The 26,630-nt window shown below is 63.2% G+C and carries 25 protein-coding genes; 17 read left to right on the top strand and 8 right to left on the bottom strand.

Annotated features, from left to right (window positions below):
* Positions 1-7: 7 nt before the first annotated feature.
* The 5 genes from fdhF to H0485_RS00905 all read right to left on the bottom strand — a co-directional run bounded on the left by fdhF (position 8) and on the right by H0485_RS00905 (position 7,509).
* Entirely contained in the window at positions 8-2,917 is a 2,910-nt protein-coding gene (gene fdhF / locus H0485_RS00925) for a formate dehydrogenase subunit alpha (protein ID WP_226933444.1), read from the bottom strand.
* On the bottom strand, positions 2,914-4,434 hold the full coding sequence (locus tag H0485_RS00920; RefSeq protein ID WP_226933443.1) for a formate dehydrogenase beta subunit: 1,521 nt from the start codon (positions 4,432-4,434) through the stop codon (positions 2,914-2,916). Before H0485_RS00920 ends, fdhF begins: the two co-directional genes overlap by 4 nt.
* Complete coding sequence (locus H0485_RS00915) at positions 4,434-4,901, bottom strand: formate dehydrogenase subunit gamma (protein ID WP_226933442.1); 468 nt, start codon at positions 4,899-4,901, stop codon at positions 4,434-4,436. Before H0485_RS00915 ends, H0485_RS00920 begins: the two co-directional genes overlap by 1 nt.
* An 86-nt stretch (positions 4,902-4,987) precedes the next feature.
* Positions 4,988-5,881: a LysR family transcriptional regulator gene (locus tag H0485_RS00910; RefSeq protein WP_226933441.1), complete on the bottom strand. Its 894-nt coding sequence runs from the start codon at positions 5,879-5,881 to the stop codon at positions 4,988-4,990.
* A 206-nt stretch (positions 5,882-6,087) separates the two neighbouring features.
* Complete coding sequence (locus H0485_RS00905; RefSeq protein WP_226933440.1) at positions 6,088-7,509, bottom strand: alanine/glycine:cation symporter family protein; 1,422 nt, start codon at positions 7,507-7,509, stop codon at positions 6,088-6,090.
* A gap of 219 nt (positions 7,510-7,728) precedes the next feature.
* On the opposite strand from H0485_RS00905, the gene H0485_RS00900 reads away from it, so the two are divergent.
* The 10 genes from H0485_RS00900 to H0485_RS00855 all read left to right on the top strand — a co-directional run bounded on the left by H0485_RS00900 (position 7,729) and on the right by H0485_RS00855 (position 16,807).
* Entirely contained in the window at positions 7,729-8,523 is a 795-nt protein-coding gene (locus H0485_RS00900; protein ID WP_226933439.1) for a S49 family peptidase, read from the top strand.
* 1 nt (position 8,524) lies between these two features.
* Complete coding sequence (locus tag H0485_RS00895; protein WP_226933438.1) at positions 8,525-8,737, top strand: hypothetical protein; 213 nt, start codon at positions 8,525-8,527, stop codon at positions 8,735-8,737.
* The gene (locus H0485_RS00890) at positions 8,734-9,510 is read left to right on the top strand and encodes an SDR family oxidoreductase (RefSeq protein ID WP_226933437.1); all 777 of its coding nucleotides are present in this window, start codon (positions 8,734-8,736) and stop codon (positions 9,508-9,510) included. The genes H0485_RS00895 and H0485_RS00890 overlap by 4 nt, the downstream gene beginning before the upstream one ends.
* Before the next feature lie 460 nt (positions 9,511-9,970).
* Positions 9,971-11,824: an excinuclease ABC subunit UvrC gene (gene uvrC / locus H0485_RS00885; RefSeq protein ID WP_226933436.1), complete on the top strand. Its 1,854-nt coding sequence runs from the start codon at positions 9,971-9,973 to the stop codon at positions 11,822-11,824.
* Positions 11,825-11,895: 71 nt separating this feature from the next.
* Positions 11,896-12,594 (top strand): hypothetical protein, encoded by a 699-nt coding sequence (locus tag H0485_RS00880; RefSeq protein WP_226933435.1) that lies wholly within the window; start codon positions 11,896-11,898, stop codon positions 12,592-12,594.
* 57 nt (positions 12,595-12,651) lie between these two features.
* The gene (locus H0485_RS00875; RefSeq protein WP_226933434.1) at positions 12,652-13,905 is read left to right on the top strand and encodes a PAS domain-containing protein; all 1,254 of its coding nucleotides are present in this window, start codon (positions 12,652-12,654) and stop codon (positions 13,903-13,905) included.
* Positions 13,906-14,080: 175 nt separating this feature from the next.
* A complete protein-coding gene (gene pgsA, locus H0485_RS00870; protein WP_226933433.1) occupies positions 14,081-14,746 on the top strand; it encodes a CDP-diacylglycerol--glycerol-3-phosphate 3-phosphatidyltransferase in 666 nt (221 codons plus the stop codon).
* On the top strand, positions 14,743-14,991 hold the full coding sequence (gene moaD, locus H0485_RS00865) for a molybdopterin converting factor subunit 1 (RefSeq protein ID WP_226933432.1): 249 nt from the start codon (positions 14,743-14,745) through the stop codon (positions 14,989-14,991). Before pgsA ends, moaD begins: the two co-directional genes overlap by 4 nt.
* Before the next feature lie 23 nt (positions 14,992-15,014).
* Entirely contained in the window at positions 15,015-15,458 is a 444-nt protein-coding gene (locus H0485_RS00860) for a molybdenum cofactor biosynthesis protein MoaE (protein ID WP_226933431.1), read from the top strand.
* 440 nt (positions 15,459-15,898) lie between these two features.
* Entirely contained in the window at positions 15,899-16,807 is a 909-nt protein-coding gene (locus H0485_RS00855; protein WP_226933430.1) for a L,D-transpeptidase family protein, read from the top strand.
* Positions 16,808-16,898: 91 nt separating this feature from the next.
* Here the strand turns inward: H0485_RS00855 and H0485_RS00850 are convergent, their stop codons facing one another.
* Positions 16,899-17,246, bottom strand: a complete 348-nt coding sequence (locus H0485_RS00850; RefSeq protein ID WP_226933429.1) for a cupin domain-containing protein — start codon at positions 17,244-17,246, stop codon at positions 16,899-16,901.
* A 268-nt stretch (positions 17,247-17,514) separates the two neighbouring features.
* Between H0485_RS00850 and panB the strand changes: the two genes are divergently transcribed.
* The 4 genes from panB (at position 17,515) to H0485_RS00830 (ending at position 20,334) form a co-directional block, all read left to right on the top strand.
* Positions 17,515-18,351, top strand: coding sequence for a 3-methyl-2-oxobutanoate hydroxymethyltransferase (panB, locus tag H0485_RS00845; RefSeq protein ID WP_226933428.1), 837 nt, complete (start codon positions 17,515-17,517; stop codon positions 18,349-18,351).
* Positions 18,351-19,190 (top strand): pantoate--beta-alanine ligase, encoded by an 840-nt coding sequence (gene panC / locus H0485_RS00840; protein ID WP_226933427.1) that lies wholly within the window; start codon positions 18,351-18,353, stop codon positions 19,188-19,190. The genes panB and panC overlap by 1 nt, the downstream gene beginning before the upstream one ends.
* Positions 19,191-19,397: 207 nt before the next feature.
* The gene (locus H0485_RS00835) at positions 19,398-19,667 is read left to right on the top strand and encodes a hypothetical protein (RefSeq protein ID WP_226933426.1); all 270 of its coding nucleotides are present in this window, start codon (positions 19,398-19,400) and stop codon (positions 19,665-19,667) included.
* Positions 19,668-19,671: 4 nt separating this feature from the next.
* Entirely contained in the window at positions 19,672-20,334 is a 663-nt protein-coding gene (locus tag H0485_RS00830; RefSeq protein WP_226933425.1) for a DUF1523 family protein, read from the top strand.
* A 121-nt stretch (positions 20,335-20,455) separates the two neighbouring features.
* Here the strand turns inward: H0485_RS00830 and pheT are convergent, their stop codons facing one another.
* Entirely contained in the window at positions 20,456-22,876 is a 2,421-nt protein-coding gene (gene pheT, locus H0485_RS00825) for a phenylalanine--tRNA ligase subunit beta (RefSeq protein ID WP_226933424.1), read from the bottom strand.
* A gap of 189 nt (positions 22,877-23,065) precedes the next feature.
* Between pheT and H0485_RS00820 the strand changes: the two genes are divergently transcribed.
* From H0485_RS00820 to H0485_RS00810, 3 genes are all read left to right on the top strand, one after another.
* Positions 23,066-23,728, top strand: coding sequence for a hypothetical protein (locus H0485_RS00820; protein ID WP_226933423.1), 663 nt, complete (start codon positions 23,066-23,068; stop codon positions 23,726-23,728).
* A gap of 123 nt (positions 23,729-23,851) precedes the next feature.
* Complete coding sequence (locus H0485_RS00815) at positions 23,852-24,625, top strand: DUF6478 family protein (protein WP_226933422.1); 774 nt, start codon at positions 23,852-23,854, stop codon at positions 24,623-24,625.
* A 30-nt stretch (positions 24,626-24,655) separates the two neighbouring features.
* Positions 24,656-25,054: a hypothetical protein gene (locus H0485_RS00810; protein WP_226933421.1), complete on the top strand. Its 399-nt coding sequence runs from the start codon at positions 24,656-24,658 to the stop codon at positions 25,052-25,054.
* 36 nt (positions 25,055-25,090) lie between these two features.
* Here the strand turns inward: H0485_RS00810 and scpC are convergent, their stop codons facing one another.
* Complete coding sequence (gene scpC, locus H0485_RS00805; protein ID WP_226933420.1) at positions 25,091-26,572, bottom strand: succinyl-CoA:acetate CoA-transferase ScpC; 1,482 nt, start codon at positions 26,570-26,572, stop codon at positions 25,091-25,093.
* Positions 26,573-26,630: the final 58 nt, after the last annotated feature.

Here is a 26,630-nt window from a genome sequence, read left to right as displayed (position 1 = left end):
CAGCTGCTCATTCGGCAGCAGGCAGAATGCGGCGCGAAAGCGTGGCCTGGGCCGAATATTCTTCCTGCCATTCCGAAGGCCCGTTCGACGGGCTGACCTGCACCGCCGTCACCTTATACTCGGGGCAATTGGTCGCCCAGTCCGAGAAATCGGTGGTGATCACATTGGCCTGGGTATCGGGGTGGTGGAAGGTGGTATAGACCACGCCGGGCGAGACTTTATCGGTGATATCGGCGCGCAGGCTGGTTTGTCCGGCGCGCGAGGCCAGCCGCACCCAGTCACCCTGACGGATGCCACGGTTTTCGGCGTCATGCGGATGGATCTCGAGCAGATCCTCGGCATGCCAGGCCACGTTGCCGGTGCGCCTGGTCTGCGCGCCGACGTTATATTGCGACAGGATCCGGCCGGTGGTCAGCAGAAGCGGGAATTTCGGCCCGGTCTTCTCATCGGTGGCAACATATTCGGTGCGGATGAACTTCCCCTTACCGCGCACGAAGCCATCGACATGGACCAGAGGCGTGCCTTCCGGCGCCTTGTCATTGACCGGCCATTGCACCGAGCCGAGGGTCTCAATCTTCTCATAGCTCACCCCGGCGAAAGAGGGGGTGGTGGTGGCGATTTCATCCATGATCTGGGTCGGATGGGTATAGCCCCAGGGGGCGCGGCCCGAGCCTTCCAGCATGGCATTGGCAAACATCTGGGTGACTTCCCAGTCGGCATAGCCCTGTTTCGGCGCCATCACCTTGCGCACCATATTGATGCGGCGTTCGGCATTGGTGAACGTGCCGTCTTTCTCGAGGAAGCTCGACCCCGGGAAGAAGACATGGGCGTAATTTGCGGTCTCGTTCAGGAAGAGGTCGTGAACGATCACACATTCCATCGCTGCCAGACCGGCCGCAACGTGATGGGTGTCGGGATCCGACTGCAGGATATCCTCACCCTGGCAGTAAAGCCCTTTGAAGGTACCCTCAACCGCAGCATCGAGCATATTGGGGATACGCAGGCCGGGCTCGGGGTCGATTTTCACGCCCCAGATGTTTTCGTAAATCGCCCGGGCTTCCGGGTTTTTCACATGGCGATAGCCCGGCAGCTCATGCGGGAAGCTGCCCATATCACAGGAGCCCTGCACGTTATTCTGGCCGCGCAGCGGGTTCACCCCGACGCCGCGGCGGCCGATATTGCCGGTCAGCATGGCGAGGTTGGCGATACCGATTACCGTGGTCGAGCCCTGGCTGTGCTCGGTCACGCCCAGCCCGTAATAGATCGCGGCATTGCCGCCTTTGGCGTAAAGACGCGCCGCGCCGCGCACCTCGGCTGCCGGAACGCCGGTCAGCAGTTCAATCGCTTCGGGCGAATGGCGCGGATCGGCGGCGAATTCCATATAATCCTGGAATTCATCCCAGTCGCAGCGGGCGCGGATGAAGGCCTCATCATAGAGACCTTCGGTGACGATCACATGTGCCAGCGCGGTGACGATGGCGACGTTGGTGCCGGGCTTCAGCGCCAGGTGATGCTGGGCGCGGTAATGCGGCCCCTCGACCGATTCGGTGCGGCGCGGGTCGATGACGATCAGTTTCGCCCCCTGACGCAGGCGCTTTTTCATCCGGCTGGCAAAGACCGGGTGGCCCGAATGCGGGTTGGCCCCGATCACCATGATCACATCGGCCTCTTCCACCGAGTCGAAATCCTGGGTGCCGGCCGAGGTGCCATAGGTCTGGCCGAGGCCATAGCCGGTCGGCGAGTGGCAGACGCGGGCGCAGGTATCGGTATTGTTGTTCTGGAACACCGCCCGGGTCAGCTTCTGCACCAGATAGGTTTCCTCATTGGTGCAGCGCGAGGAGGTGATGACGCCGACCGACTGGCGGCCGTATTTTTCCTGAACCGCCTTCATGCGATTGGCGGCGAAGGCCATCGCCTCTGACCAGGAGACTTCCTGCCAGGGATCATTGATCGAATCGCGGATCATCGGCGACAGGATCCGGTCTTTATGGCTGGCATAGCCATAGGCGAAGCGGCCCTTGACGCAGCTGTGGCCACGATTGGCCTTGCCATGCTTATAGGGCACCATGCGCACCAGCTCATCGCCGCGCATTTCGGCCTTGAACTGGCAGCCGACGCCGCAATAGGCGCAGGTGGTGACGACCGAACGCTCAGGCGTGCCGATGTCGAGCACCGATTTCTCGATCAGCGTGGCGGTCGGGCAGGCCTGAACGCAGGCACCACAGGAAACGCAGTCCGAGGCGAGGAAATTATCCTCGCGCACACCGGCTTTGATGCGGCTGTCGAAACCACGGCCCTCAATCGTCAGTGCGAAAGTGCCCTGGACTTCCTCACAGGCGCGGACGCAGCGGTTGCAGACGATGCATTTCGACGGGTCGTAGCTGAAATAGGGATTGCTGTCGTCTTTCGGCAGCCAGTCGATATTGGTCTCGCCAGAGGTGTTTTTCGCCCGGAAATGGGTGGCCTCGGCCTCATAGCGCACATCGCGCAGGCCAACCGCGCCCGCCATATCCTGCAGCTCGCAATCGCCATTGGCGCCGCAGGTCAGGCAGTCGAGCGGGTGGTCCGAGATATAAAGCTCCATCACCCCTTTGCGCAGCTGTTTCAGCCGCCCGGTCTGGGTTTTGACCTTGATCCCGGGCGCGACCGGCGTGGTGCAGGAGGCGGGGGTGCCATTGCGGCCCTCAATCTCGACAAGGCACAGACGGCAGGAACCGAATGCCTCAATCGAATCGGTGGCGCAGAGCTTGGGAACGGTGATCCCCAGCTCGGCGGCGGCGCGCATGATCGAGGTGCCTTCCGGCACGGTCACTTCAAAGCCGTCGATTTCGAGCGTGATCTGGGTTTTCGACTTTGAGGCGGGGGTGCCCATGTCCCGGTCCGAGAACATGGGAGCGGGAATGATGAAGTCTTTCATTCTGCGGCCTCTTTGGCGTTGGCTGTGAAGTCGTCAGGGAAATGGGTGAGGGCCGACAGCACCGGATAGGGGGTGAAGCCGCCAAGGGCGCAGAGCGAGCCTGCTTTCATGGTTTCGCAAAGATCGGTCAGCAGCGGGATCGCCGCGCTGTCGCCGCGCCCGATCCGTTCAATCGTCTCGACACCGCGCACCGCGCCGATCCGGCAGGGCGTGCATTTGCCGCAGGATTCGATGGCACAGAATTCCATGGCGAAACGCGCCATTTCCAGCATATCGACCGTATCATCGGCGACCGTCAGACCGGCATGGCCGATCAGCGCGTTTTTCCCGGCATATTCCTCATAGCCGAAAGGCGTGTCGAACTGGCTGACCGGCATCCAGGCGCCGAGCGGACCGCCGACCTGAACCGCTTTGACCGGGCGGCCGGACAGGGTGCCGCCGCCGATCTGGTTGACGATTTCATCCAGGGTAAGGCCGAAAGCGATCTCATAAAGCCCGCCATATTTCACATTTCCCGCAATCTGCAGCGGGATCGTGCCTTTCGAGCGGCCAATGCCGAAGGCGGCGTAATGTTCAGCACCCCGGGCGAGGATCACCGGCACCGAAGCCAGCGAAATCACGTTATTGACCACGGTCGGGCGGCCCATAAAGCCCTTCAGCGCGGGCAGCGGCGGCTTGGCCCGCACCGTGCCGCGCTTGCCTTCGAGCGAGTTCAGCAGCGCGGTTTCCTCTCCGCAGACATAGGCGCCGGCGCCCACGCGCAGCTCGATATCGAAGGCGCGGCCTGAACCCAGAATATTCTCGCCCAGGAGCCCTTCGGCGCGGCCAATGCGGATCGCCGCATCCAGCACCTCATTGGCATCGGGATATTCCGAGCGGGAATAGATGAAGCCCTTCGTCGCGCCGACCGCCAGGCCAGCGATGGCCATGCCTTCGATCAGGGTGAAGGGGTCACCTTCCATCAGCATGCGGTCAGCGAAAGTGGCGCTGTCGCCCTCATCGGCATTGGTGACGATATATTTCTGCGCGCCTTCGGCATCATGGACGGTCTTCCATTTGATGCCGGTCGGGAAGCCCGCGCCGCCGCGACCGCGCAGGCCCGAGGCCAGCACTTCGGCGCAGATATCGGCTCCGCTCATGGTCAGGGCGCGGCTCAGCCCCTCCAGCCCGCCATGGGCCCGGTATTCGGCCAGCGACAGCGGGTCGATCACCCCCACCCGGGCAAAGGTCAGACGGGTCTGGGCTTTCATCCAGGGCAGTTCTTCGGTCAGGCCAAGCGCCAGCGGGCCACCGTCAAACACCTGGGCCACCGCTTCCGGCGTCATCGGACCAAAGGCCTGACGCCCCTCGGGGGTCTCAACCTCGACCAGCGGCTCGAGCCAGACCATACCGCGCGAGCCGGTGCGGGTGATGGTCAGATCAATTCCGCGCCGTGCGGCTTCGGCCTGCAGCGCGGTGACAACTTCCTCAGCTCCAAGGGCGCGGGCGCTGGCGTCGCGGGGAATCCGGATTTTCATCAGCGCATCCCCTTTACGATTTGCTCAAGTTTTGCCTCATCCACCCGGCCAACCACCTTGCCATCGACCAGCGCGGCGGGGCCGCAGGCACAAAGGCCAAGGCAGAAGATCGGCTCAAGGGTGATTTTTCCGTCGGGCGTGGTCTCATGCCAGTCGATGCCCAGCTTTTCGCGGGCTGCGGCCGCCAGCTGATCGGCTCCCATGGTTTTGCAGCTTTCGGCCCGACAGAGCTTCAGCACATGCTGCCCGGCGGGCTTGGAGCGGAAATCATGATAGAAGGTCATCACCCCATAGGCTTCGGCCTTTGAGATGTTCTGATCCTGGGCAATCTGCGGCAGAACCTCTTCCGGAACATAGCCAAACTGAGCCTGCACCTCATGCAGAATCGGCAGTAAAGCGCCTTCCGTTCCACGGTGTCGGTCAAGGATTTCGGCAACCCTGGTGGCAATATCTACGGAATCAAGCATCTGCGGGCCTCTCGCTGGCATGGTTCCAGGATACGCCGCGCTATAGGCCGATCAATTCAAAAGCCCCGTCGCTTGATAGGTGTATCCTATCGTATGCCGAGAGTACGGTAGCGCTGCGCCTCATCCATCAGCGCGGCGATCACCGGCGTCTGCGGATCGCGCCGGGCCGAAATCAGCCCGACCACATGCTCAACCTCCGGCCCGACCAGCGGCACCGAGACCAGGCGGCCATCCGAGGTGAACATATCGGCCAGCCGTTTCGACACGATCGAACACCATTCCCCCGAGAGCACATGGCTGACCAGCACGATTGAGGAATTCGATTCCACCCGCGCCTTGGTCAGCGCACCGGCCTCGGCAAGGTTCTGATCGATGATCCGGCGGTTCTGCATATCCGAGGTCAGCAGGCATAAAGGCTCGGCCGCGCTTTCGGCCCAGGTGACCTCACTGCGGCTGGCGAGGGGCGAGCCGGGGGTGCAGATGAAGCGGTAGAACTCGCTGTAAAGCGGTGCCTGGGTCACCCGGCCCAAAGGTTCATTGTCGAGATAGGTGATACCGGCATCAAGATCGAGGCTTTCAATCCCGGTCAGGATCTCGGCCGAGGTGCGCGAGAGGATCGACAGGGTGACATTCGGATGGCGGTTGAGGAAGGGACGGGTCAGCTGCGCCACCATCGGCAGCGCGGTCGGGATCACCCCCATGCGCAGATGGCCGGACAGGCCCGAGCGCACCAGCCGCATCTCATCGCGCAAAGCCCGCACATCGCCGACGATTTTCAGCGCCCGCTCCAGCACCCGGTTGCCTTCCGGCGTCAGGCCCTGAAATCGCGAGCCGCGATGGACCAGCTGCACGCCAAGCTGCTCTTCCAGATGACGGATCGCCGAAGAGAGTGAGGGTTGGGTGACACCGCAACTCTCGGCCGCGCGGCCAAAATGGCGCTCTTTGGCGAGGGCGATGAACATCTGCAGCTTGTCGATCATAGAAGGTCAGGCTCTCTGATCCCGGTATTGCGCTCTTTTACAAGTGCTTGCGGAATCTGAATTGCGGGCAGAGCAGCCTGCCCGGGATGGGACAAAAGCGCGGTGCCAGCTGGCCCCGCCCCGGGCAGAGTTGCGCGCCCAGGACGGGAAAGCAAGAGGCCGCGCCAGGGCCCGGGGGTGCTGGCGCGGCCTGATCTGATCTGCGATCAGCTCCAGATATCGCGGTCCACACCCCGGGAGATCTCCGGATGCTCAGCGACGCGGAACACCGGCACCTGCCCGGCGCGGCGCTGCTCAAAATAATTGCGCGTCAGCACAACGACAGATCCGGACAGGGCGACAATGGCGACCAGGTTGATTGTCGCCATCAGCCCCATCGAGGCATCGGCGATATTGAATACCGTTGCCACCGCCTGCAGCGCGCCCCAGATCACCATGACCAGCACAAGGCAGCGCAGGGCAATCATGCCGGTACGATTGCCGATGCCAAGGAAAGTCAGCGCCATTTCAGAATAGGCGTAATTGCCGATGATCGAGGTGAAAGCGAAGAAGAAGATGGCAACCGCCACGAAGACCGGTCCGGCGCCGCCGATATGGTCTGCGAGCGCCGACTGGGTCAGCTGCGCCCCGGTCAGCTCGCCGCCCGGCGTATAGACGCCCGAGAGCAGGATCATCAGTGCGGTGGCGGTGCAGACGAGGATAGTGTCGATAAAGACGCCAAAAGCCTGGACGAAGCCCTGGCTGGAGGGGTGGTGCGGGGTGGGCGTGGCGGCCGCCGCGATATTCGGAGCCGAGCCCATACCGGCCTCATTCGAGAACAGGCCGCGTTTGACGCCGTTCAGCATGGCTGCCGCAACCCCGCCGGTCACGCCGCCCGCGACTTCGATCAGGCCAAAGGCATTGCCGATAATCTGCCAGAGCATGGCCGGGACTTCTGAGATATTCATCACCACCACGATCAGCGCGACCAGCAGATAGAGCCCGGCCATGACCGGCACGATATATTCCGCGACCCGCGCGATCTGGCGGATGCCGCCAAAGATCACGACAGCGGTCAAAGCGGCGAGGATCAGACCGGTGGTGAGTTTGGGCAGGCCAAAGGCGCCTTCCATGGCATCTGCGACAGAATTGGCCTGAACGGCATTGAACACGAGGCCAAAGGAGATGATCAGGCAGACCGAGAATACCGCGCCGAGCCAGGGCATACCGAGGCCGCGGGCAATATAGAAAGCGGGGCCGCCGCGATAGATCGCATCGGCATCGCCCTTGTCCTTTACTTTATAGAGCTGGGCGAGGGTGGATTCAGCATAGGCGGTCGCCATGCCGACAAAGGCCACCACCCACATCCAGAAAATAGCGCCCGGCCCCCCCAGTACCAGCGCCACTGCCACCCCGGCGATATTGCCGGTGCCGACGCGCGAGGCGAGGCTGGTGCAAAGCGCCTGGAAGGGCGAAATCCCCTGACGGTCCTCAGAGCGGGCCGCAGTGACCGAGCGGACCATCTCGCCGAAATTCAGCACCTGCTGGAAGCGCAGACGGATGGTGAAATACACCCCCACTGCAATCAGTCCGTAGATCAGGACATAACCCCAGAAAACGGTATTCAGAAAATCGACGATCATCGTCATCTCGCGCACTCCTGGCACATTCACACATAAACCTGTATCCGCCCTATTCTGCCGGGGCTTTACGGCCGCCACCACCCTTATCTGCGCAGCAGGCAGGGGGTGTTGCATATGGAACAGTGATTGCCGTCACCGCTATCGGGTAATGCACCGGAAATCCTGGGCGAAAGGCAGCGGTGCGAGACCCTTGCCCGCAGCCCGCTGAGCCCTTAGCTCTGGATCATGCGTAAATTCCTTCCCTTCGTGAAAAAGCCGCCTTTCGTGCCGGTCATCCGGCTGCAGGGCCAGATCGGTGCCGGGGCGCGAGCGCTGAATGATGCGGGCCTTGCGCCGCTGATTGAGCGCGCCTTTACCCGGGGCAGACCCGCTGCGGTGGCGCTGGTGATCAATTCGCCCGGCGGCTCTCCGGCCCAGAGCGCGCTGATTGCCGCGCGGATCCGCCGGCTGGCCGATCAGAAGAAAATTCCGGTCCATGCCTTTGTCGAGGATGTGGCTGCCTCCGGGGGCTACTGGCTGGCCTGTGCGGCGGATGACATTCAGGTCGATGCCAGCTCGATCCTCGGTTCGATCGGGGTGATTTCCTCGGGCTTTGGCTTTCACGAGCTGATTGCCCGGCACGGTATCGAACGCCGGGTGCATACCGCCGGGCGCTCCAAAGGATTTGGCGATCCCTTCCGCCCCGAGACCGAGGCGGATGTCGCGCGGATCGAGGCCCTGCTTGGCCCGCTGCATGAGAATTTCATCGCCTGGGTCAAGGCGCGGCGTGGCGCAAAACTGGCTGAAGGCGCGGATCTGTTCAATGCCGATATCTGGCTGGGGGCCCGGGCGGTTGAGCTGGGCCTTGCCGATGGCCTGGCGCATCTGCAGCCCTTCCTTGAGGCGCGCTATGGTGCAAAACTGCGCCTGCAGCCGCTCGGCCGGAAAAAGGGTCTGCTGAACCGCTTTGGTCTCGCGCTGGCAGAGGAAAGCATGGCGAGTATTGAGGAGCGCGTGATGATGTCGCGCTACGGGCTGTAACATGATCTGGAAAATAATCCTGGTATTCCTCTGTGCCATGGCGCTGGTCGGCATGATCGGCAAGCTGCTGTTCCCGGATGCCCGGCTGATGGGGCGGCGCGCCGGGGCAAAGCCCCTGCAGAAGCGGGGTGGGGCAGGGGTGGTGATCTGCAACGATTGTGGCCGGCCGCAGCTGGGCAAGGCCGCCTGTGACTGCCGGCGGCGAAAATCATGAGCGTGGCCCTCGTCACCGGGGCCGGACGCCGGCTGGGCCGGGCCATGGCGCTTTATCTGGCCGGGCGCGGCTATGATCTGGCAGTGCATTATGCGGGCTCTGCCGCGGAGGCCGGGGAAGTGGCCGGGGAAATCCGCGCCATGGGCCGCCGGGCGGTGACATTACAGGCGGATCTGCTGCAGGAAGAGGCCTGCGAGGCCCTGGTGGGGCGGGCGGTTGCCGCCCTCGGGCCGCTGACGGTGCTGGTGAACAATGCCTCGATCTTTGAATATGACCGGATCGACACCGCGACCCGCGAAAGCTGGGACCGTCATATCGGCTCTAACCTGCGCGCACCCTATGTGCTGATCCAGGGCTTTGCCCGGCAATGCCCGCCACCGGGACGCGACGCGCGCGGCGAGCCGCTGGCTTCGGGGCTGGTGGTGAATATGCTCGATCAGCGGATCTGGAAGCCGACGCCGGAATTCTCGACCTATACGATTGCCAAGATGGGGCTCTGGGCGCTGACCCGGACCGCAGCCCAGGGGCTGGCGCCGCAGATCCGGGTGAATGCCATCGGCCCGGGGCCGACGCTGATCGGCGCGCATCAGCCGCCAGCGCATTTCGCGGCGCAGCGCGCCAATACAATCCTGGGACGAGGCTCCGATCCCGAAGACATTACGGCTGCCCTTGGCTTCTTCCTCGACAGTCCCGGCGTCACCGGGCAGATGATCGCGGTCGATGGTGGCCAGCACCTCGGCTGGAAGACCCCCGACATCCTCGGGATCGAATAAGGCAAAAGACCGGTACCCCGCCAGAGCCTTGATGCGACACTCTGATCCACCGCCAGGGCTTGCGGTTTTTCAGGCCAGATGCAGGGGGTGGATTCGTCGCCTGAGGCGGCGCATTGCGGCTCCGGACCCGGCTCAGACAGGGAAGCTGCGTAAGTTGTACACCGTAGCCCTTCAGGTAACAGCGCTGTGACGAAATCCCTATGTATCTCAATGCTTTGCTCAGGTTGTAAAATAATTTCTTTTTATTTCAGTGATTTAATAAACTGCCTAAAAAACAGGCAATCGTTGGATCACGCTTTAAAACAAGGGAATATTGACGCTCACGAAAGTTTTTCCTCGCGGTTATCCACAGAAACCGTGGACTTCTTCCCTCTTGCCCGGGGCCTGGCTTCATTGCAGCCGGGGGGCAGAATCGCTCTGAGGCCCCGCTCTCGTTGTTTTGCTTTTCCGGACCCGTGCCATGACCAGACCTGACCGCAGCGGATATGACGTCATCCAGGACTATCTGCGGCTGCTCGACAGCAGCCCCGGGGTCTACCGCATGCTCAATGCCGCCTCTGAAGTGCTGTATGTCGGCAAAGCGCGCAATCTGAAGGCGAGGGTGTCGAATTACGCGCGACCCACCGGGAATTCGGGCCGGATTCAGCGGATGATCTCGGAAACCGCGTCGATGATGTTTCTTTCGACCCGGACCGAGGTCGAGGCGCTGCTGCTGGAGCAAAACCTGATCAAGCAGCTGAAGCCGCGCTACAATGTGCTGATGCGGGATGATAAGTCCTTCCCCTATATCCTGATCGGCAAGGGACATGACTTTCCGCAGCTGAAAAAGCACCGTGGCGCGCGTAAGGAAAAGGGCAGTTACTTTGGCCCCTTTGCCAGCGCGGGGGCGGTCAACCGTACCCTGAACCAGCTGCAGAAGGTGTTTTTGCTGCGCAACTGTACGGACAGTATATTTGCCAGCCGTACCCGGCCCTGTCTGCAATATCAGATCAAACGCTGCGCCGCGCCCTGCGTGGGGAAAGTCTCGTCAGCCGAATATGACGCGCTGGTCGGGGATGCCGAGCGCTTTCTTTCGGGCAAAAGCTCAAACCTGCAGGCCGAGCTGGCGGGGCAGATGCAGCAGGCCTCGGATGAGATGGAATTTGAGCGCGCCGCCGCCCTGCGTGACCGGATTCAGGCCCTGACGGCGGTACAGACCGCCCAGGGCATCAACCCGCGTTCGGTGCCCGAGGCGGATGTGGTGGCGGTCCATCTCGAACATGGTCAGGCCTGTGTGCAGGTCTTCTTCATCCGCGCCAATCAGAGCTGGGGCAATCAGGATTTCTACCCGCGCACCGGCTCAGGCGCGGAAGAGGCCGAGATCCTCGAGGCCTTCCTGACCCAGTTTTACGACAATAAAGACCCGGCGCGGCTGATCCTGCTGTCACATGAGCTGGAGAATGCCGATCTGGTCAGCGCAGCTTTGTCTGAGCGCGCCGGGCACCGGATCGAGCTGGCGGTGCCGCAGCGTGGTGAAAAGGCCGCGCTGGTCGAGAATGCGGCGCGCAATGCCCGCGAAAGCCTGGCGCGGCGGATGTCGGAATCGGCGACGCAGCGGCGGTTGCTGGAGGGGATGACCGAGGCCTTTGGCCTTGAGGCGATGCCGGAGCGGATTGAGATCTATGATAACGCGCATATCCAGGGTGCGCATCCGGTCGGCGGCATGGTGGTGGCCGGGCCGGAAGGCTTTATGAAGTCGCAATATCGCAAATTCAACATCAAGGGCGAGGCGGGCGCGGCCGGCGATGATTTTGGCATGATGCGCGAAGTGATGACCCGGCGCTTTGAGCGGCTGATGAAGGAAGACCCCGAGCGCCAGACCGAGACCTGGCCCGATCTGCTGCTGATCGATGGCGGCGCAGGCCAGGTTTCGGCGGTGATGGAGATTCTTGGCGATCTGGGGGTGCAGGATCTGGCGGTGATTGGCGTGGCCAAGGGCATTGACCGCGACCATGGCAAAGAAGAGTTTTATCGCCCCGGACAGCGCCCCTTTGCTTTGCAGCGCAATGATCCGGTGCTCTATTTCATCCAGCGCCTGCGCGATGAGGCGCACCGCTGGGCCAATGGCGCGCATCGGGCGAAACGGGCGAAAACCGTGGGTGCCACCCCGCTGGACGAGGTGCCAGGGGTTGGGGCGGCGCGTAAGCGGGCCCTGCTGGCGCATTTCGGCTCGGCCAAGGCGGTCAGCCGCGCGGCTTTACCGGATCTGATGGTGGTCGAGGGAATTTCGGCCGCAATGGCTGAGACAGTTTACAATTTCTTCCATCACGACTGAAATCGGCATCCGGGCCGGCGTCAGGTCTGAGCCGGCGGGATGTCCGAAACGCTAAAGCGGGAGCAGGTGGTATGCGGTTTCTGGACTTTTCCTCCTGGCAGGGTGTGCTCAGCACCCTTGGTGGCCTGCTGCTGGTCACACTGATCGGCATGGGGATCCGCATTCTGATGATGCTGACGATCCAGCAGCGCCAGCAAAGGATGAACCGCCAGATCAATGAGCGGCTGCGGGTGCTGATCGCCGCTTATAAGACCCTCGGCGGCTCGTTCACCGGCAGCCTGACGGTGGATCCGACCCATCTGCGCGATCTGAAAGCACGGCTGGAGGCCGAGGGGGCCGAGACCTCGGTGGTGGCCAGTGCGGCCGCGCGCCAGGAGCGCAGCCGTGCCATAAGGGATGCGGTTGAGGCGGCGCTTTCAGATATCATCCTGCTCGGCACCGAAGATCAGGTCCGGCTGGCGGCCAGCGCCGCCCGGGATATGGCCGAAGGCCGCCCGGTGCCGACCGCAGAGCTGGTGGTCTCGCTGCGCGATTATATCCGCAAGGCTCTTGATCTGGAGCCGGTGCCGGAGGGGGTCGGGATCCCCTCGCAGGGCCCGACGCGGCCCGCCGCATCCGGTGGCCGGTCCGGCCGCAGTGGCGAGCGCGCCGGTGGTAGCGGTGGCGGTGGCGGAGCGGGTGGCGCTGGCCTCGCGGCGGGGGGTGGCATGGGGATGGGCATGGGGCCCGGCCTCGGGCGGCGGGGTGATGAGCCGCCCGGTGGCGGCTAAGGGGTTCTTAACCTCTGGCTGCGAAGATGATCCCCGGCACAGAGCAAGGGGGCAGAGGTGAGCGCTTTTTCCGATCTGGCAGAGGGGGGGGAGGCCGAGTTCGCTTTCTCTGAACTGATCTATTCCCGCACCTGCACGCGGGGGCTGATCCGCTCCGGCAATTCGGTGTTTCGCCGGATGGCGGGCATACCCTGGGCCGAACTGATCGGCGCCCCGCATCGGGTGATCCGCCATCCCGATATGCCAAAAGGCTTTTTTCATCTGTTCTGGCAGATGCTGAAAGCGGGCGAACCGGCGGTCGGCTATGTAAAGAATAAAAAGGCGGATGGCGGCTATTACTGGGTTCTGGCTGCGGCCATGCCCTGCGAGGGCGGGTATTTTTCGGTGCGGCTGCGCCCCTCGGGCCCGCTGTTTGCCCAGATCCGCAGCGAATATGCCGCTTTGCGCGAGCGCGAAAAAACTGAGGGGCTTACGGCCGAGGCTTCTTCGCAGATCCTGCTGTCGCGGCTGAATGCGCTTGGTTTTGCCAGCTATGATGCTTTCGCGGCCCAGGCTCTGGCGGTCGAGATCCGCTCGCGCGATCTGCAGCTCAAACGCCCGGTTGACCGCGCGACCGAGGCTCTCGCCTCACTGCTGTCGCTGCTGACCGAGACCCTGTCCGAACAGGCGCGGCTGGTGGCGCAGTTTTCTGATCTGGTGCTGCTGCCGGTCAATATGCGCCTCGTGGCGGCAAGGCTTGAGCCCCAGGGCGGGCCGATCAGCCAGATCTCGGTGAATTACAAAAGCTCCTCGGAAGAGATTTCCCGCCGATTGTCAGAATTTGTCTCGGGTAAGGGCAATCTCTGTGGCCAGATGGCCATTGCGGTGCGGCGCAGCCTGATTCTGGCCGGAACCTCGCGGCTCCAGGGCGAGCTGGTGGCGCTTTATCAGTCCGAGCGTGATGAGCCCGATTTTGACGGCGATGAGCGCCGGGTCGAAGGCCAGGTGCTGGAAGGGGTGATCCGCGACAGTCAGGTCTCGGCCCGGGTCTCGCTGAAAGAGGCGGCCCGGCTCGCCTCGGTCCTGACCGAGGCCAGTATGGATCTGCGCCGGATGATCCTTGGCCTTGATACGATCCGCATTCTGGCCCGGGTGGAAAGCCGCAAGACCCAGGAAAGCCAGGCCGCCCTCACCGCGACCATTGACCGGATCGATGAGGTCCAGGCCTCGGTCTCGGAAAGCCTGAAGGCGCTGATGGACCGCGCGACCGCGATTGATCACGCGCTGACCATGCTGCGCGGCCCCGAGCGCCAGGTGCTGGCGGCAGAATAGCGCGGGGGCAGGTTCCCGGGAACGGTCCGGCAGGAAGCTGGCGGGCCGCGCATCGCGTCGACTGCGTGAGTGGTCTGGCCCCGGAGGGGACAGATCTGATGTATTAAGGTCGCGCCTGCTTTGCCGGGCGGGCTGGGACTTCCCCCCGCGCCTGGCTTGGGCTACCAATGCCGCCATGAAATGGACGCTTCCCAATACGCTGACCTTCCTGCGCCTGCTTGCAGCGCCGGGTGTTGCGGTGATGTTTCTCTACTTCCACCGGCCCTGGGCCGACTGGCTGGCTTTGTCGCTGTTCGTAGGTGCGGCAATCACCGACTATTTTGACGGCTATCTCGCCCGGCTGTGGAAACAGGAATCAAAATTCGGTGCCATGCTTGATCCGATTGCCGATAAGGCGATGGTGCTGATCGCGATCATGGTGCTGACCGGCTATAATGGCATGAATCCCTGGCTGATCCTGCCAGCCACGGTGATCCTGTTCCGCGAGGTCTTCGTCTCGGGTCTGCGTGAATTCATCGGCGGCAAAGCCGGTACGCTGAAGGTGACGAAACTGGCGAAATGGAAGACCACCGCGCAGATGGTGGCGATTGCCTGCCTCTTCCTCGGCACCGGGCTGGAGGCCCAGAATGTTCTGGCTATGAAGGGCATGACGGTCGAGCAATATGCCGAAGCGGTTCGCAGCGGGCTGGCAGATCCTGTCCGTGCCTGTGGCACGCGCGACTGCGCCTCTTTTGTGAATATCATCGGCCTGGTCCTGATTTGGGTGGCGGCGATCCTGACTGCCCTCACCGGCTGGGAATATTTCGTCAAGGCAAAGCCTTATCTGCGGGATGAGCCATGATTGAGGTTCTGTATTTTGCCTGGCTGCGCGAGCGGATCGGCCTGCCGCGCGAAAAAGTTGAGACCTCAGCGCTCACGGTTCAGGCGCTGATCGAGGAACTCGCGGCCCGGGAAGAGCGTTATGCCCTGGCATTTTCAGACATATCAGCGCTGCGCGTCGCGCTGGATCAGGAGCTGGCCGGTTTCGACAGCCCTCTCGCCGGGGTGCGGGAAGTGGCCTTCTTCCCGCCGATGACCGGCGGCTGATCCGGCACAGCAGGGAGGCGGCCATGCAGATCGTGATCCAGCAAGCGGCTTTCGATCCGGGGGCGATGCTGAACCAGTTCACTGCCAGCAGCGCGGGCGCCGGAGCAGTGGTCAGCTTCACCGGGCTGGTCCGCGATGAGGAGGGCCGGCTGAGTGCCCTTGAAATCGAACACTACCCGGCCATGACCGAGCGCGCGATCGGCAATATCCTGGCTGAGGCCCATAGGCGCTGGCAGCTGAGCCAGGGGCTGGTGATCCATCGCTATGGCCGGCTGCAGCCGGGAGAGCCGATCATGATGGTGGCGACGGCGGCGCGGCACCGTGCCGCGGCCTTTGCGGCGGCAGACTTCCTGATGGATTATCTGAAATCCCGCGCTCCTTTCTGGAAGAAAGAAATCAGCGCCGCAGGCAGTTCCTGGGTGGCGGCGAAGGACAGCGATGAGGCGGCGCTGCAGCGCTGGAGCTGAGCGCGCAGCCCCTGGCCCGCCGGACGCGGCCGGTCTGAGCGGAGCAACCTGACCGGCTGCGTTCGTGATGCAGCAGCCATACAGGTTTCAGCCTTTGCCCCGAGCCGGGGATTTTCTGGTGATCCGCTGCTTAAGCTCATCCACGCTTTCCGACCCGGCACATCCGGCACAGCCCGGGCAGAACCCGCAGCACATGCCGGTCCGGATCCGGAAGCACCAGCCAGACCCGCAATCTTCCTTCTGGTCGTGCCAGATCCCATCCGGGGGCGAGGGGTGATTGCGGCGCAACACTTTACCGCGAATTTTCTGAATCTTCAGGAAACTGCAGGGCGCTCCGGCCCGGGGGCTTGACGGATCCTGCCGCGCATGGCGCAAGCTGAATTCTGCCCGGGCGCCCGGGCTGCTCCGACTCGCGCCCACCCTCAGACGAGATATATCCTGTGCATTTTAGTCTTTCCCGCCTGTTCGCCATTGCCGCGCTTGCCGTTCTTGCTGCCTGCAGCAGCCGAGAAAAGATCGAAGAGGCGCCGGCAGCTGTTGCCGGTTATGAAGCGCTTGTGGACGGGGGCTATGAAATCCCTGCCGTCGAGCCGCAATATCTGACCGAAGCGCATCGCAAGACCGAGGTTGATTATCCCCATGCCGATGCGCCCGGCACCATCGTTGTCGATGTCTTCGCGCGCAAACTCTATTGGGTGAAGCCGGATGGCCGCGCCACCCGCTATGCGATTGCCGTCGGGCGTGAGGGCACTTCCTTCCGCGGCAAGGGCTATATCGGCCGCAAGGCGCACTGGCCCTCATGGACGCCGACCGCCAATATGATCCGCCGCCAGCCTGAGATGTATGCCGCCTTCGCCGGTGGTCTGCCGGGCGGGCTCGACAATCCGCTCAGCTCGCGCGCGCTGTATCTCTATCGCGGTGGCCGCGACACGATGTTCCGCATCCATGGCTCGATCGACAACCGTGCCATCGGTCTGGCCACCAGCGCCGGCTGTATCCGCATGTTTAATCAGGATGTGATCGGCCTCTATGACGAGGTTGCCAATGGCACGAAAGTGAAGGTGCGCACGCTTGAGGAAAGCCTCGCGGCCGAGGGCCCCTATATGGATGATGCCTGGGGCCGTGCCGTGCCGGAAACCCCCGAGAATATCGCGAAAAAGGCCAAAGATCAGGAACGTATCGCCGCAGCAGAACGCGATGCGGCCGAGAAAAAGCTGAAAGATGAGGAGGCTGCCCGCAAGGCGGCCGTAAAGGCCGAGGCCAAGCGGCAGCGCCAGTGCAAACGTCAGGGCCTGAACCCGGAGCAATGCGCAGCCGCTGAGGTTGTTGAGGTGGCAAAGCGCTCCTGAGCCGGTCCTGGGTTAGCGCTGAAACATCAAAGGGCCATCCCGGGGGATGGCCCTTATTCATCGGGCGCCTGCCCCGGGGCGGCGGCCTGGCTCAGCCGCGGATGACATAATCCTTCAGCGTGGTCTCGACCACTTCCCAGGTGCCTTCAAAGCCCGGGCGGATCAGCCAGCTGTCCCCGGCTTTCAGATGGGTCTCTTTGCCGTCTTTATCGGTCAGGATCGAATGGCCTTCGTGAATATAGACATATTCCCATTCGGCATAGGAGACCTTCCATTTGCCTTTGGTGGCCTGCCACATCCCGGCATAAAGCCCGTCGAGCTCTTCCAGGCTCCAGGTGGTATGGACGGGATCGCCTTCCAGAACGATAGCGGGATCGGGGCGTTCAACATCGGGGGTTACGCCATCGCGCGAGACGCGCAGGGTGAGCGGTTGGGTCATCTTCAGCCTTTATCTGCAACCAGAAGTGGTTGACCCATTGGGCGCAGGCGAGAGGGCTGCGTCAAGGGGCGGGCAGGGCGGGAAGTGGCGAAAATGTCGCGCTCTGCCCCGGCCGCTTGTGCTGCATTGCGGCGCAAGTTTCTTGCACATGCCGGATCACTATGTCCATATGCCGGGCAGTCCGGTGATGAATCCCGGATCTCGGCCTGTGCCGATGACCTGTCTGCCACCTCGCCTCCGAGTTGCGACTTAACCGGGACTGCCAGCCATGAGCACCACCTCCTTTCTCAAACCGGTCCTGCCGCCCGACATCCGTGCGATGAAGGGCAAAGCCCCTCTGGTTATGGTCACCGCCTATACCACGCCGGTGGCGCGGCTGGCGGATCCGCATTGCGATATGCTGCTGGTCGGCGACAGTCTCGGCATGGTGCTGCATGGCCTGCCTTCGACCATCGGCGTGACGATGGAGATGATGATTTTGCATGGCCGGGCCGTCGTGCGTGGCGCGCAGAAGGCCATGGTGGTGGTCGATATGCCCTTTGGCTCTTATGAGGAGGGGCCCGAACAGGCGTTCCGCAATGCCTCGCGGCTGATGGTTGAGACCGGCGCGGTTGCGGTAAAGCTGGAAGGCGGCCAGCATATGGCCGAAACTATCGCTTTTCTGACCGCGCGTGCGGTGCCGGTGATGGCGCATATCGGCCTGACGCCGCAATCGGTGAATACGCTGGGCGGCTATAAAGTGGTGGGGCGCGGCGGCGAGGCAGACCGGCTGATGGCCGATGCCCGTGCGGTTAAGGCGGCGGGGGCCTTCTCGGTGGTGCTGGAAAAGGTGCCCGAAGGTCTGGCGGGCCGGATCACGGCCGCGCTGTCGATCCCGACCGTTGGCATCGGGGCGGGCGTGCATTGCGACGGCCAGGTGCTGGTGATCGATGATATGCTGGGCCTGTTTACTGATTTCCGCCCGAAATTCGTCAAACGCTATGCCGAACTGGGTAAGGCCGCTGATGCGGCGATTGCAGATTATGCCGCCGAAGTGCGGGCCCGCAGCTTCCCGGGGCCTGAGCATTCCTTTCCCGATGAACTGCCGGCAAAAGGCCAGAAGTAATGACGACGATCATCCGGAGCGTGGCCGGGCTGCGCAGCCAGGTCAGGGCCTGGCGGGCTGCGGGCGAGGTGATCGGTGTGGTGCCGACCATGGGTGCGCTGCATGAGGGCCATCTGTCATTGGCACGCCGCGCCCGGGCCGAATGCAGCAGGGTAATCACCACGATTTTCGTGAACCCCAAGCAGTTCAACAATCCTGACGATCTGAAAAAATACCCGCGCACGCTGGAGAATGACGCGTCTTTGCTGGCGACGGTGCCGGTGGATCTGGTCTTTTCGCCGCCGGTTGAGGAAGTCTATCCTGAGGGCTTCATCACTTCGGTCTCGGTGGGCGGGGTCTCCGAGCCGCTTGAGGGGCGGATGCGGCCGGGCCATTTTGATGGCGTGGCGACGGTGGTGACCAAGCTTTTCGGCATGACCGAAGCCAGCCGGGGCTATTTCGGCCAGAAAGACTGGCAGCAGCTGCAGGTGGTGCTGCGCCTGGTGGCCGATCTTAACCTGCCGGTGGAAGTGGTGGGCTGTGAAACCGTGCGCGAGGCAGATGGCCTTGCCATGTCATCGCGCAATCTGCAGCTGACGCCAGAGGGGCGGGCCAGGGCACCGGTGCTCTATGCGGCGCTGACCCATGCGGCCGAGGAAATTCGCGCCGGACAGTCCGACCGGATGGCAATCCGCGAGGCGGCAGAAAAGCTGCGTGAGGTTGGCTTTGAGCGAGTCGAATATATCGAGCTGCGCGATGCCGCGACGCTGATGCCCTCGGATGATCCGCGCCGCCCGCGCCGGATGCTGGCGGCGGCCTGGCTCGACGGCGTGCGGCTGATCGATAATATTCCGGTCTGAGCAGTCTGAGGGGGCTGGCACAGGGCGTGAAAGTGCAACCTGACAATTTCGTCGCGGATTTTCCCAAAGCCGGGGTATAACTGGTATCATGCAGCCAGGCGGCACGATTTTGCCCCTCGGCGCGCGGGGAAGGGCAAAACCGCTGCGGCTAAGGGGGCAGGGCGCGGGATCGCAGATCCCCGGCGCAGCAGCTGAAGGGGGCGGGATATGATCATTGGCTGGATCCGGCTGGCCTTTTTCACCCTGGTCGGGCTTTCGCTCTGCTATCTGCTGGCCTCGGTCTATGCGCGCGCGCTGCACCGCGAAAAGCTTGAGAAAGACTGGCGCAGCGGGGAACTGACGGGCGACCGCGCGGCTTTTATAGACCGTGGGATGCAGGCCTATGAACGGGGGCTGAAGCGCCGCCTGCTCTGGCTTATCTATATTGTTCCGATGATCGTCTTTAACCTTATCTTCTTCACAGTGAACTGGTCCTGATCTGATGCGCTATGTAAAATGGACATTCTGGCTGATGCTGGTGCTGCTCGTTGGTGGTTTCCTGCATTACACCCTGCCGCAGCATGACATCGTCAGGATTGTCGGCACCGAAAACCGCCGGGTTGATATCGGCGGCAATTCGATCTTCTGGGCCCGTTCTGAGGCGGGCATGGTCAATTCCACCTCGCGCGATGTGTTCTTCATCAATGCGGTCGATGCACGCGGCCGTCCGCATGAATATCGCAATGAGGATACCGGCTGGGGCTGGCCGCCCTATTTCAAGATCGACAGTTTTGGCCTGCAGACAAAGGCAAAGGATCTCTCCTCAACCTCTGAGGCCCCGGTCTGGGTCTCGGTGACGCATTACGGCTGGCGCAATGCCTTCTTTACCATCTTCCCCAATGCGGTCGGGGTGAAGCGGGTCGAGGGGCCGGATGTCACCATCATCCCCTGGGTGCCGATCATTGTCCTGGTGCTGCTGGTCGTGCTGATCCTGATGATCCGGCGCATGTTTATCCGCTTCCGCGAGCGGATCGTCGATCCGGCTATGGTGCGGGCCGGGCGTGCCAGAAATGGCGTGAGCGAAAGCGTCGAGGATATGCGCTCCGGCGCGCGCGGCTTTGGGGCAAGGGTCCGGGGCTGGTTCGGCGGCAAGCCGAAAGCCTGAGCCGCGCCGGTCCCTGAGGGCGATATGTAAAAAAGGGCAGACAGGCGGCTGGCCTGTCTGCCCTTTTTTGTTGCCCCTCGCTGACGGGGGGCAGGGGGCAACGCCCCCCTTTTTACGCCATTCAGCTGCGCAGCGTGCCGCCGGTTGCCTTGGTGACTTTCTCGATGATCTTTTTCGAGACCGCCTCAATATCAGCCTCGGTCAGGGTCTTGTCGCTCGGCTGCAGACGCACGGTCAGGCCGATCGATTTTTTCCCCTCACCCATCTGCGCCTCGGCCTTTTCGCCGGTGAACTGGTCAAAGACCCGCACGCCCGCGATCAGCATTTTATCCGCGCCCTGGGCAGCATTCACCGCCGTCAGGGCCTCGGTTCTGGCATCCACCACGAAGGCAAAATCGCGCTCAACCGGCTGGAGATCGCTGTTCACCAGCGCTGGGCGGGTCGGAGTTTTCACCTTGGGAGCCGGGATATTGGCCAGCAGAATGGTGAAGGCCACCGCTGGCCCCTTGAGGCCAAACGCATTCAGCACACGCGGATGCACTTCGCCAAAGCTGGCCAGCATATTCGGCCCGAGACCGATCAGGCCGGAACGGCCCGGATGCCACCAGGAGGCGGTCTTGCGGGTGATCTGCACCCGCGCAGGCGCGCCGAGTGCGGCGAGCACCGCCTCAGCATCGGCCTTGGCGTCAAACACATCGACCGGACGGCGCGAGGCGAAAGGATCGCGCGGTGCTGACTGGCCGATCAGCAGGCCTGCGGCCTGAACATGCTGCTCGCCCGGCTCACCGCCCTGGAAGGCCGGGCCGACCTCGAACAAAGCCAGATCCATGAAGCCGCGCGCCTGGTTGCGGGCCGCGGCTGCCAGCAGGCCCGGCAGCAGATCGGGGCGCAGGTGGCTCATCTCCGACGAAATCGGGTTTTCGACCTTCACCGCATCACTGCCCCCGCCGAACAAAGCCGCCGAGGCCTGGTCGATGAAGCTGTAGCTGACGCATTCATTATAACCGAGCGCGGCGATCTGGCGGCGGGCGATCTTCTCGCGCTGCTGCAATGGGGTCAGGATCGGGCGGGCCACACCGGCGTCAACGCGCGGCAGCGGCGCGCCTTTCAGCCGGGTCAGCGAGGCGATCCGGGCGACTTCCTCAACCAGATCCGCCTCACCCAGCACATCCGGGCGCCAGGAGGGCGGCGCGGCCATCAGGCCGGTCATGGTGAAACCAAGCGCCTCAAGGCTGCGGATCTGCTCGGCCTCGGGAATATCCATGCCAACAAGGCTGATCAGCCGCGCCGGGTTCAGTTTATAGGCCCGGCTGGTGTCAGGCGCGGCACCATCGGCAACGACTTCGGAGGCCTCGCCACCGCAGAGATCGAGAATCATCTGCGTCGCCAGTTCCAGCCCCGGCAGGGTGAAGGCCGGATCGGCACCGCGCTCAAAGCGGTAGCGCGCATCAGAATTGACCTTCAGCGCACGGCCGGTGGCCGCGACGGTGATCGCATCCCAGTAAGCGCTTTCGATGAAGACATTGACGGTCTCTTCGGTGCAGCCGGTTTCCTCGCCGCCCATAATACCGGCCAGGCTTTCCGGGCCGCGGGCATCGGCGATTACCATATCGCCGGCGCGCAGGGCATAGGTCTTGCCATCGAGCGCCAGCAGAGTCTCACCCTCTTCTGCCGGGCGGATCCTGAGCGTGCTGCCCTCCAGCCGGTCGGTGTCAAACACATGCAGCGGGCGGTTCAGCGCGAAGGTGAAATAGTTGGTGATATCGACAAGGGTCGAGATCGGGCGCAGGCCAATGGCTTTGAGGCGGGCCTGCATCCATGCCGGCGAGGGGCCGTTTTTCACGCCACGGATCATGCGGCCGGCGAAATGCGGTGCGCCTTTGACCTTCAGGCCCGGGTCGATTTCGACGCTGATCGGGCAGGGGAAGCTGCCTTTGACCGGGGTGATGTCCAGCGGCTTCAGCCGGCCCAAACCGCGCGCGGCCAGGTCGCGTGCAACGCCGCGCACCCCAAGCGCATCGGGGCGGTTCGGGGTGATCTTGATCTCGATCACCGGGTCATTCAGCCCCTTGTAATCAATGAAGCGCATGCCGAGCGGCGCATCTTCGGGCAGTTCGATAATGCCGTCGTGATCTTCCGACAGTTCCAGCTCGCGCTCTGAGCAGAGCATGCCGTTGGAATCGACGCCGCGCAGATTGCCGGGCTTCAGATCAACGCCGGTGCCGGGCACGTAGGTTCCGACAGGAGCGAAAACCCCGATCAGGCCGGTGCGGGCATTCGGCGCGCCGCAGACCACCTGAACCTCTTCCATCACGCCTTCCGGGCCATCGGGCCAGGTGGCAACACGGCAGACCCGCAGACGGTCGGCATTCGGATGCTGGCTGGCCTCGATCACCTTACAGATGCGGAAGGCGCCGAGAGTGGCAGCGGGATCCTCGATCCCCTCAACCTCAAGGCCGAGGTCAGTCAGCGTATCTGCGATCTCTTCGACCGAAGCCTCGGTCTCGAGGTGATCTTTGAGCCAGGACAGGGTGAATTTCATCGGCTTTATCCGCTTGCGAAAGGCGTGTTGCGCCCGGATTAACGCAAAGGGGGGCAAAGGGAAAGCGCCTGTGGCCCGAAGCCCTGCCCTCGTCGTGGGCTCTTCGCCTTGCAGGCCGGGTGCGCCGCCAGGGCTTGCCCTGTGATCCTGGCGGCTTTAAGCCTTCTTTAATGCCGGTCGAGAGGGTGCATGGTTCAGAAATCCGCAAATCCAGAGACTTTTGCAGCGATGGCGCGTGCCTCGGGCAGGGGGTGGGGTCGTGGTCTTCTGGTGCTGCCGCTTCTGTGGCTGCTGGCGGCCTGCGTGGCCCCTTCGGGCCCGGGTGTCAGCGGGAAGCCGACCACACTCAGCCTGCTGAAGGGGGAAATTCTCGCCACCGCACCGCGCGGTTATTGTGCGGATAAGGCCTCGAGCCATGACAATGGCAACAGCGCGGTGATCCTGATGGGCCGCTGTCCGGGATCTGCGGCTGATCCGGCCCTGATCTCTGTTGCGGTCGGGGCGCCGGGCTCGTCGGCGGTGCTGAAATCAGGCGCGAAGGCTTTGTCGGATTATTTCCTGTCCCCGCCGGGACGGGCGGCGCTGGCGCGCGACGGGCGGCCGGGCTCGGTCCGGGTGGCGAAAACGCTGCTCTCAGAGGGGGCGCTGGTGCTGCGGGTCGAGGATCGCAATGCCGGGGCCTATTGGCGGGCGGTGCTCGGGCTGAAAGGGCGGCTGGTTTCGGTCTCGGTGATGGCGCCCGAGGGCGCGGTGCTGAGCGAGGCTGCGGGACGCCGGATCCTTGATGCCACGATTGCCGCGATGCAAAGGGCCAATCAGGGCGGCACGGCTGCTGCGGCCCAGGCCGGGTAAAATCGCAGGGCTGCAGCCCCGGGGCGGTTGGCATTTAGATGATTTTGTTGTGATATCGTGGCGATTTTAATGCAGTGATTTACTCTGGCGGCCTTGGGGCCGGACAGGAACAAGGGCGGGAATATGGCCTCACGGCTGCAGCTCTGGCTGAACCGGATAATCCTCGAACGCGCCCTGGCACGCTGGCGGGGCAATGCCGCGCGGGTGCCGGAAATGAGCCTGCGGGAATTGCGCGGGCTGAGGGCCATGGCGCAGCAGACGCGGCAGGCGCTCGACCAGATGGCGCTGGAGGCAGGCTTCCGTCTCGCCCAGCCGCTGCAGGGCGAGGCGATGCGCCGCCATCAGGCCGGGACCGACTGGCACTGGCGACCCGATCCCTGGCGTGGTCCCCTGCCGCGGCCGGGTCTCACGGTCAGCGCGGGGCGCAGTGATCTGTCAGAGGGGACGACGCTGTTTCACGATTGTCGTCAGCCCGAAATCTGCCTGCGTCAGCTCAGCAATAGCGGGGCCGGCGATGCCGCGCCCTGTGCATTGCGGCTCGAGGTGTTTCGCTTTGACGGCAGCTTCCTGTCGCTGGTGCTGGACCTGCCGGCAAGCGCGGCCGAAGGGCTGAAACTGCGGCATCTGATCCGGCTTGAGGCGCAGATCGACAGCGATAAGCCGCGCCCGGTCTATGTCAGGCTGAACATTAAACACGGGCCGAATGTCGAACAGATCTCGCGCCAGCTGGAGCTGCAAGACGGGCTGATGAGCGTCGATTTCGACATGGCCTATAGCGGTGTGAACGAAAAACGGATCGAAAAACTGTGGATCGACCTGATCTTTGATGATCCGGCCATGTCGCAGATCACTCTGCGCGACCTGACGGTCAGCCGTCGGCCGCGCGCCGCATTATAAGCGGCGAGAACCGGTAGAGAGGGGCGGGGCATGTCTGAACAGCTGCAGGTGACGCAAAGCCGGATCCGGGCCGGGATCTGGGAGGGGGTGCTGAGCGGCTCTGGGCCGCAGCCGCCCGGGCTCGAGGTCAGCCTCGCCGGGCAGGCGATCGGGGCACCAGAGGTCACAGCGCTGCCGGGCCAGCCGGGCAGTTACGCTTTGCGCTTTGCTATACCGGCGACGGCTTTGTCAGAGGGGGCGCAGACCTTTCTGATCCTGCAAGGCGGCAGCGGCGCTGAGCCTGGCACTGCGCTGGCGCATTTCACCATCCTCACTGGCATTGACAGCGCGGCGGATCTGCGCGCCGAGCTGGATCTGCTGCGGGCCGAACTGGATCTGCTCAAACGCGCCTTCCGCCGCCATTGTCTGGAGACCGGCGCAACCGGCTGAGGCCAGGCCCGGCCCCGCAGGGCCGGGCTGCGGATCTTACATCCGGCCGGTTTCGCGCAGGCGATTATGCCAGGAGAAGGCCTCTTCCAGCAGATGCGGTGTCTGGCCGCCCCGGCTGAGCGCGCGCTCATAGTAATCGGCAAGCGCGGCGCGGCGCTCGGGATGGGCGCATTGGGCGATGATGCGCACCGCGCGTTCGCGGGGCGCAAGCCCGCGCAGATCGGCCAGCCCCTGTTCGGTCACCAGAATATCGACATCATGCTCGGTATGATCGACATGGCTGACCATGGGCACCACCGAAGAGATCGCCCCGCCTTTGGCGACGGATTTGGTGACAAAGACCGAGAGCATGGCATTGCGGGCAAAATCACCCGAGCCGCCGATACCGTTCATCATATGCGTGCCCATGACATGGGTCGAATTCACATTGCCATAAATGTCGAATTCCAGCGCGGTATTGATGGCAATCAGCCCCAGGCGCCGCACCACTTCGGGATGGTTTGAAATCTCCTGGGGGCGCAGGATCAGCTTTGATTTATAGCGCCCGAAATGTGCCATCACCTCGGCATTTCGTTTTTCCGACAAAGTGATGGACGAGCCCGAGGCAAAGCTCAGCTTGCCGGCATCGATCAGATCGAACGTGCTGTCCTGCAGCACTTCGGAATACATCTGCAGCCCCTCAAACGGGCTGTCGATCAGCCCATGCATCACCGCATTGGCAATCGAGCCGATCCCGGCCTGGAGCGGCGCGAGGCGGCTGGTCATCCGGCCTGCCGCCACCTCTCCCTCAAAGAACCGGACCAGATGGCCGGCAATCGCGCGGGTCTCGTCATCGGGTTCGGCCACGGTGGCCGCGCTGTCGTGCTTTTCGGTGATGACAATCGCGGCGATTTTGTCGGGATCAATCGGGATCGAGGGGGTGCCGATCCGGCTGTCCGGCGTCACCACCGGGATCGGCATCCGGTTGGGGTAATAGCTCGGGATAAAAATATCATGCAGCCCCTCAAAACTCAGCGGCTGCGAGAGGTTGATCTCGATAATGACCTTTTTGGCAAGAATGGCGAAGCTGGCGGAATTGCCGACCGAAGTGGTGGGAATGATGCCGCCATCAGCGGTGATCGCCGCCGCCTCAATCACCGCCACATCCACGCCCGGAATCTGGCCACGGCGCAGCTGCTCGACCGTTTCCGAGAGATGCTGATCAATGAACATCACCTCGCCCTGATTGATCGCCCGGCGCAGGCCCGGATCGGACTGGAAGGGCATACGCCGCGCCGTGACTTTCGCCTCGGCCAGGATCTTGTCGAGGTCATGGCCAAGGCTTGCCCCGGTCAGCAGGGTGATTTTCAGCGGTTCGGTCTTTGCCCGCTCAGCCAGCGCCAGCGGCACTGCCATGGCCTCACCCGCGCGGGTGAAGCCCGACATGCCCACCACCATGCCATCGGCAATCAGGCGCGCGGCCTGCTCGGCGCTTGTTACCCTGGATTTCAGGCTTTCACAGCGGATGCGGTCGTTCATTCTGCTCTCCCTCGCCGCAAATCGGGTCTTGCGGCCTTCGAAATCAGGATATGCGACA

The sequence above is a fragment of the Pseudogemmobacter faecipullorum genome (assembly GCF_020539525.1).
GTDB lineage: Bacteria > Pseudomonadota > Alphaproteobacteria > Rhodobacterales > Rhodobacteraceae > Pseudogemmobacter > Pseudogemmobacter faecipullorum.
The sequence above is the reverse complement of the archived record's forward strand: the minus strand, read 5'-3'. Positions and strand labels throughout refer to the sequence as shown.

What these genes read in the sequence shown, in the direction of transcription:
- fdhF (WP_226933444.1), bottom strand. Translation starts at nt 2,917, where the DNA reads ATGAAAGACTTCATCATTCCCGCTCCCATGTTCTCGGACCGGGACATG.
- H0485_RS00920 (WP_226933443.1), bottom strand. Translation starts at nt 4,434, where the DNA reads ATGAAAATCCGGATTCCCCGCGACGCCAGCGCCCGCGCCCTTGGAGCT.
- H0485_RS00915 (WP_226933442.1), bottom strand. Translation starts at nt 4,901, where the DNA reads ATGCTTGATTCCGTAGATATTGCCACCAGGGTTGCCGAAATCCTTGAC.
- H0485_RS00910 (WP_226933441.1), bottom strand. Translation starts at nt 5,881, where the DNA reads ATGATCGACAAGCTGCAGATGTTCATCGCCCTCGCCAAAGAGCGCCAT.
- H0485_RS00905 (WP_226933440.1), bottom strand. Translation starts at nt 7,509, where the DNA reads ATGACGATGATCGTCGATTTTCTGAATACCGTTTTCTGGGGTTATGTC.
- H0485_RS00900 (WP_226933439.1), top strand. Translation starts at nt 7,729, where the DNA reads ATGCGTAAATTCCTTCCCTTCGTGAAAAAGCCGCCTTTCGTGCCGGTC.
- H0485_RS00895 (WP_226933438.1), top strand. Translation starts at nt 8,525, where the DNA reads ATGATCTGGAAAATAATCCTGGTATTCCTCTGTGCCATGGCGCTGGTC.
- H0485_RS00890 (WP_226933437.1), top strand. Translation starts at nt 8,734, where the DNA reads ATGAGCGTGGCCCTCGTCACCGGGGCCGGACGCCGGCTGGGCCGGGCC.
- uvrC (WP_226933436.1), top strand. Translation starts at nt 9,971, where the DNA reads ATGACCAGACCTGACCGCAGCGGATATGACGTCATCCAGGACTATCTG.
- H0485_RS00880 (WP_226933435.1), top strand. Translation starts at nt 11,896, where the DNA reads ATGCGGTTTCTGGACTTTTCCTCCTGGCAGGGTGTGCTCAGCACCCTT.
- pgsA (WP_226933433.1), top strand. Translation starts at nt 14,081, where the DNA reads ATGAAATGGACGCTTCCCAATACGCTGACCTTCCTGCGCCTGCTTGCA.
- moaD (WP_226933432.1), top strand. Translation starts at nt 14,743, where the DNA reads ATGATTGAGGTTCTGTATTTTGCCTGGCTGCGCGAGCGGATCGGCCTG.
- H0485_RS00860 (WP_226933431.1), top strand. Translation starts at nt 15,015, where the DNA reads ATGCAGATCGTGATCCAGCAAGCGGCTTTCGATCCGGGGGCGATGCTG.
- H0485_RS00850 (WP_226933429.1), bottom strand. Translation starts at nt 17,246, where the DNA reads ATGACCCAACCGCTCACCCTGCGCGTCTCGCGCGATGGCGTAACCCCC.
- panB (WP_226933428.1), top strand. Translation starts at nt 17,515, where the DNA reads ATGAGCACCACCTCCTTTCTCAAACCGGTCCTGCCGCCCGACATCCGT.
- panC (WP_226933427.1), top strand. Translation starts at nt 18,351, where the DNA reads ATGACGACGATCATCCGGAGCGTGGCCGGGCTGCGCAGCCAGGTCAGG.
- H0485_RS00835 (WP_226933426.1), top strand. Translation starts at nt 19,398, where the DNA reads ATGATCATTGGCTGGATCCGGCTGGCCTTTTTCACCCTGGTCGGGCTT.
- H0485_RS00830 (WP_226933425.1), top strand. Translation starts at nt 19,672, where the DNA reads ATGCGCTATGTAAAATGGACATTCTGGCTGATGCTGGTGCTGCTCGTT.
- pheT (WP_226933424.1), bottom strand. Translation starts at nt 22,876, where the DNA reads ATGAAATTCACCCTGTCCTGGCTCAAAGATCACCTCGAGACCGAGGCT.
- H0485_RS00820 (WP_226933423.1), top strand. Translation starts at nt 23,066, where the DNA reads ATGGTTCAGAAATCCGCAAATCCAGAGACTTTTGCAGCGATGGCGCGT.
- H0485_RS00815 (WP_226933422.1), top strand. Translation starts at nt 23,852, where the DNA reads ATGGCCTCACGGCTGCAGCTCTGGCTGAACCGGATAATCCTCGAACGC.
- H0485_RS00810 (WP_226933421.1), top strand. Translation starts at nt 24,656, where the DNA reads ATGTCTGAACAGCTGCAGGTGACGCAAAGCCGGATCCGGGCCGGGATC.
- scpC (WP_226933420.1), bottom strand. Translation starts at nt 26,572, where the DNA reads ATGAACGACCGCATCCGCTGTGAAAGCCTGAAATCCAGGGTAACAAGC.